Raw genomic sequence first — 5,159 nt, forward strand, 5'->3', positions numbered from 1 at the left:
GGGCCCGACGCGGCTGCGGGCGCCGGCCCCGGCGCCCGGCCTGATGTGGAGCCCGCGCAGGCCGCGGACCGCGCGCCCGCGGGGCGCGACATGTCGCGGCGGCTGTTCGTCGCGCGGGCCGTCGGTGGCGCCGCGGCCGCCGCGGCGGTGGGGACCGTCGGGTACGGGACGTACGGAGTGCTGCGCGGGCCGAGCGTGAAGCGGGTCACCGTTCCGCTCGCGAAGCTGGCGCGCGCGGCGCACGGCTACCGGATCGCCGTCGTGAGCGACATCCATATCGGCCCCGTCCTCGGCCGTGCGCACACCCAGCGGATCGTGGACGCGATCAACGCCACCCAGCCCGACCTCGTCGCCGTCGTCGGCGACCTGGTCGACGGGAGCGTCGCCGACCTCGGCCGGGCCGCCGAGCCGCTCGCCGGGCTGCGGTCGCGTCACGGCTCGTACTTCGTCACCGGGAACCACGAGTACTTCTCGGGCGCCGACGCCTGGGTCGATCACGTACGCGAACTCGGCCTCACTCCCCTCCGCAACGACCGCGTCGAGATCGCCGGGTTCGACCTCGCCGGGGTCGACGACGTCGCGGGCGAGAGCGAGGGCCAGGGGCCCGACTTCGTCCGGGCGCTCGGCGACCGCGACCGCACCCGCGCCGCGGTGCTGCTCGCCCATCAGCCGGTCGTCATCCACGACGCCGTACGCCACGGCGTGGACCTCCAGTTGTCGGGACACACCCACGGCGGCCAGCTCTGGCCCGGCAACTACCTCGCCGAACTGGCCAATCCGACCGTCGCCGGGCTGGAACAGTACGGCGACACCCAGCTCTACGTGTCGCGCGGCGCCGGTGCCTGGGGCCCGCCCGTACGCGTCGGCGCGCCCTCCGACATCACCGTCGTCGAACTAGCCTCCCGTCATGCCTGACAAGTTCCCTGTAAGGTAAGGGAATTTCCCTCTCTCCGTTAACCCCGTGTGATTGGGTGAGCGCGCATCACGATCAGGGGTGGGCGTGAAGGGAACACGGGCGATGCCTTCGATCCGGCTGCGGATTCTCGCGACGTGCTTAGTACTGCTGGCTGCCGGTCTCGGCGCCTGGAAACTGCTCCCGTCCGACGACTTACGTGAGACCGTCACCGTCGGCACGACGGACGCCGTCACGTCCCTCGACCCGGCGGGTGCGTACGACGCCGGCTCCTGGGCGCTGTACAGCAACCTGTTCCAGTCCCTGCTGACCTTCACACCCGGCTCGGCCACTCCGGTCCCGGACGCCGCCGAGAGCTGCGCCTTCACCGGGCTGAACCTTCAGACCTACCGCTGCGAGCTCCGCTCCGACCTCACCTTCGCCAGCGGCCGCAAGGTCACCGCCGAGGACGTCAAGTACTCCTTCGACCGGATGCTGCGGATCAAGGCGGACGTCGGCCCGCAGTCGCTCTTCACCACGCTCAAGTCCGTCACGGCCGAAGGCCGGACCGTCATCTTCAACCTCGGCTCCCGGGACGCGACCTTCCCGCAGAAGGTCGCGACCGGCGCCGGCTCGATCGTCGACCGCTCCGCGTACCCGGCGGACTCGCTCCGCAAGGGCAGCGCCGTCGACGGCTCCGGTCCGTACGTCCTCAAGGGCTACCGTCCCGGCGTCAGCGCCACCCTGGAGCCCAACCCCGCCTACAAGGGCGCGGTCACCAAGCGGGGCGGCCCCGTCGTCATCCGCTACTTCGAGGCGTCCGAGCAGCTCGCGACGGCCTGGAAGGACAAGAGCGTCGACGTCACCCACCGTCAGCTGCCGCCCTCCGTGATCGCGGGCCTCGGCAGCAGCAAGGAAGAGGTACGCATCGACGAGGCCGACAGCTCCGAGATCCGCAACCTCGTCTTCAACGTCCGCGAAGGAGCCCCGTTCGCGAAGCAGCCGGTGCGGCAGGCGGTCGCCGCGGTCATCGACCGCACCGCGCTGGCGACGGCGGTCTACCAGGCCACCGTCGAGCCGCTCTACTCCCTGATCCCGCAGGGCATCAGCGGACACAACACCTCCTACTTCGACGTGAACCCGAAAACCGACCCGAAGGGCGCGGAGAAACTGCTGGAGGAGGCCGGTGTCCGGATCCCGGTGCGCTTCACCCTCGCCCACAGGCAGGACAGCGCCGCGGCGAAGGAGGCGGCCGAGCTGCGCCGGCAGCTGGAGAGCACCGGTCTGTTCAAGGTGAAGGTGACCGACGCGGAATGGCAGACCTTCCAGAAGGGGTACGCGGCAGGGGACTACGACGCGTACACCCTCGGCTGGCTGCCGGACTTCCCGGACCCCGACAACTTCGTCCAGCCGCTCGTCGGCCGTGACTCCAGTCTGCACACGGGCTACCGGAGCACCCGTGTCGACCGGCTGATCCAGTCCACGCAGCAGTACAGCGACCGGGCCCGCGCCGCGAACGACTTCAGGTCGATCCAGAAGGCGGTGGCGGAAGACGCTCCGCTCGTACCGCTGTGGCAGAAGAAGGACTACGTGCTGAGCACCGAGGACATCACGGGCTCGCAGTATCTGTCGGACGGCACCGGCATCTGGCGGCTGTGGGAGCTGGGCCGGCTCTGAGCGCGGTTCAGTCCTTGCGGTTCGGCGCGCGCTTGGGTTTGCCCGAGGCCGCCATGCCGGCCGCCGTCGGCATGAAGTCCCTCAGCAGCTCGTGGGTTTCCTTGACGAGGGGCCGCAGGATCCGGAACCGGGAGAGCGAGATCGCGCGGGCGGTGACCGGCGCGAGCCGCTCGACGAGGCGGCGGCTGTTGGCGCACCCCTCGGAGCGGTCGTACACCCAGAAAAGCACCAGGCCCATCTGCTGGAGCCAGAGCAACTGGGGGAGCGCCTCGGCCAGTTCGGGGTCGACCTTGACGGACGCCCCGGCGAGCACCCGGCGGTGGACCTCGATCGCCGCGTCACGAGGACCCTCGGACTCCGGCGAGAACGGGCTGAGCGGACTGTCCGGATCGGCCGCGTTCTTGAAGAACTGGGCCGCGAACTCGTGATACGGCTCGGCGATGTCGAGCCAGCCGAGAAGGACCCCGCGGATCCGTGCCGTGAGGTCCTTCTCGTCGCCGTCCAGGATCTCCGCGACCGCCGCCCGGTGCTGCTCGGCGATCCGGTCGTAGAAACCCTGGACCAGGTGTTCCTTGGAGGAGAAGTAGTAGTACGCGTTGCCGACGGAGACACCTGCCTCCTGGGCGATGGCCCGCATCGTCGTCTTGTCGTAACCGCGCTCCTGGAAGAGCCGGAGCGCGGTTTCGAGGATGAGCGTGCGGGTCTGCTCGCTCTTGGCCGGCTTCGCGGACCGGCCCGGGTTCTCGTCCTTCTCGTCCTTCACGTCGTTCACGGTGACCGAGCCTAACCGGGCGGGCCCGGAACCTCGCACCGACCTTCCCAGGACGGGGCCGTCGCCTCCCGGTACTTGGCGGCGGCGAGCACGGTCACCTTGGCGAACGGCGCGCCTGCGGGGGTGCTGAGCCAGTGGGCCTTGGGCCGGTGCTCGGCCAGTGCCCACAGGCAGACGATCCAGGCGGCGGTGGACCGGTACACCTGGCCCCGGTCCCCGACCACCGTGATCTCCCGCAGGGTGCTCTCGTGATCGAGGGCGGGGAAGCGGCGCCTTGCCTCGTCCGATGCCGCCGGGACCAGCTCCAGCGGGACGAGCTGCCGCTGCCGCAGCAGCCACTGGCGCAGATGGACGCAGAGCGAGCACTGTGCGTCGTACAGCACGGTCAGCCGCCGCACCGGAATGCCCATGACGGCTCACACACCCGCGGCGGGGGCCGCCCAGGGACCCTTGCCGGCCGGTCCGGTCCAGCTCTGCGGCGGGACCGGCGGGGTCTGCTCGCGCTCCATCATGCCGCGCCGGCGGATCTTGTTGAGGACGTAGACATTGCCGAGGTGCATCACTCCGAGGACGAGCAGGACGACGCCGAGCTTCACCGAGAGCGCCTCGAACAGCCGGCGGGCGTCGGCGACGGCGTCGTCCTGGCTGAGGTGGAGAGCGACGAAGCCGAAGTTGACGAGGTAGAAGCCGACCACGAGGAGGTGGTTGACGGCCTCGGCGAGCTTCTCGTTCCCGTGCAGGACATCGGCGAGGAAGATCCGTCCGTTCCGGCTGAGGGTACGGGCCACCCAGACGGTGAGCGCCACGCTGATCAGCAGGTAGACGACGTACGCGACGACAGTGAGGTCCATTCCCCACCCTCCCTTGAACGCGTTCAAAAGGTCTTGTCATGGACTGTAGACCTCTTCCTGAACGTGTTCAAGTCGATGACAAGGGAGTGCACTCCGTCGTGGGCGCGGGCACCGCGTCGGTCCTGGTGAAGGTGCCGGCCGTCGCCGTGAACGTCTTCGTCGCGCCGTGCCGGAAGCGTCGAATCCTGCAGGACCGCCGCGGTCGCCAGGCACGCACCGCCGACCGCGAACGCGGCCACGGTCAGCGGGACTTCCGGTCCCCATGCGGACGCGGTCACCGGCGCGAGCGCGTAACCCGGCGGTGTCTCCGGCGAAGTGGCCCATCTGGCAAGGGTGCTGCTGTCCGCCGGGCGCGGCGAGCTGGAGCGGCGGGCCGGGCGGGTGCGGCACAAGGTGACGCTCAACCGGATCGGGGCCGCGCTCGCCGCTCCGCAGGCCGTCCCCGGGCCGTCCCCGTCGCTATACGCTCAGCGTCCGCGCGTAGTTGATCTGTCCCATGACCCAGTGCAGGGTTTCGGGGCCGGTCGCCGGGATCATCGTCGAATGGAAGCGGCCACCGCTGGTGACCGTCACCTGGACATAGCCCGTGGTCGTCTTCTCCTTCATCAGGAGGAAGAACAGGCCCAGCAGGCAGAAGACCGCGAAGACGACCGCGAGCACGATTCCGACCGTCGGGATCTTCTCCTCGGTGCGGGACATGTCCGTGACGGACCACACCGCGCCCTTGAGCGGCAGCGTGCCGGCCGGAGTCACGATCGAGTCCTGGAGGACGGTGATGTCACCGATCGACATCAGCGGCGCCGCCACCCCGCCCATCGGGACGAGCGGTGCCTGCGGATAGCCGTAGCCCGGGACGCCCGACGGCTGCGTCGGTCCCCACTGGTAGTCACCGCTGTCCATATAGGGGTTCGGGTTCGGCTCGCTCATCAATCCCCGCTCTCGATCGGAACACCACACGACAAAGGCC

General features: G+C 69.8%; 6 protein-coding genes. 2 read left to right on the top strand and 4 right to left on the bottom strand.

What is annotated here, in order from left to right; genetic code table 11:
• Together ACWGI8_RS38950 and ACWGI8_RS38955 are read left to right on the top strand one after the other, a co-directional pair.
• Nucleotides 1-915: metallophosphoesterase (locus ACWGI8_RS38950; protein ID WP_453668175.1), on the top strand; the 915-nt coding region annotated here is incomplete at its 5' end.
• A 103-nt stretch (nt 916-1,018) separates the two neighbouring features.
• Nucleotides 1,019-2,569 (top strand): ABC transporter substrate-binding protein, encoded by a 1,551-nt coding sequence (locus tag ACWGI8_RS38955; protein ID WP_453668176.1) that lies wholly within the window; start codon nt 1,019-1,021, stop codon nt 2,567-2,569.
• 7 nt (nt 2,570-2,576) lie between these two features.
• On the opposite strand, the gene ACWGI8_RS38960 is transcribed toward ACWGI8_RS38955, so the two are convergent.
• The 4 genes from ACWGI8_RS38960 to ACWGI8_RS38975 form a co-directional block, all read right to left on the bottom strand.
• On the bottom strand, nt 2,577-3,341 hold the full coding sequence (locus ACWGI8_RS38960; protein WP_453668177.1) for a TetR family transcriptional regulator: 765 nt from the start codon (nt 3,339-3,341) through the stop codon (nt 2,577-2,579).
• Between the two features lie 11 nt (nt 3,342-3,352).
• Complete coding sequence (locus ACWGI8_RS38965) at nt 3,353-3,751, bottom strand: thiol-disulfide oxidoreductase DCC family protein (protein ID WP_453668178.1); 399 nt, start codon at nt 3,749-3,751, stop codon at nt 3,353-3,355.
• Between the two features lie 6 nt (nt 3,752-3,757).
• Nucleotides 3,758-4,192, bottom strand: a complete 435-nt coding sequence (locus ACWGI8_RS38970) for a hypothetical protein (protein WP_453668179.1) — start codon at nt 4,190-4,192, stop codon at nt 3,758-3,760.
• Between the two features lie 459 nt (nt 4,193-4,651).
• Nucleotides 4,652-5,119 carry a hypothetical protein gene (locus tag ACWGI8_RS38975; RefSeq protein WP_453668180.1) on the bottom strand — a complete coding sequence of 156 codons (468 nt, stop codon included), beginning with the start codon at nt 5,117-5,119 and terminating at the stop codon, nt 4,652-4,654.
• Nucleotides 5,120-5,159: the final 40 nt, after the last annotated feature.

The sequence above is a fragment of the Streptomyces sp. NPDC054841 genome, assembly GCF_053611045.1.

What these genes read in the sequence shown, in the direction of transcription:
- ACWGI8_RS38955 (WP_453668176.1), top strand. Translation starts at nt 1,019, where the DNA reads ATGCCTTCGATCCGGCTGCGGATTCTCGCGACGTGCTTAGTACTGCTG.
- ACWGI8_RS38965 (WP_453668178.1), bottom strand. Translation starts at nt 3,751, where the DNA reads ATGGGCATTCCGGTGCGGCGGCTGACCGTGCTGTACGACGCACAGTGC.
- ACWGI8_RS38970 (WP_453668179.1), bottom strand. Translation starts at nt 4,192, where the DNA reads ATGGACCTCACTGTCGTCGCGTACGTCGTCTACCTGCTGATCAGCGTG.
- ACWGI8_RS38975 (WP_453668180.1), bottom strand. Translation starts at nt 5,119, where the DNA reads ATGAGCGAGCCGAACCCGAACCCCTATATGGACAGCGGTGACTACCAG.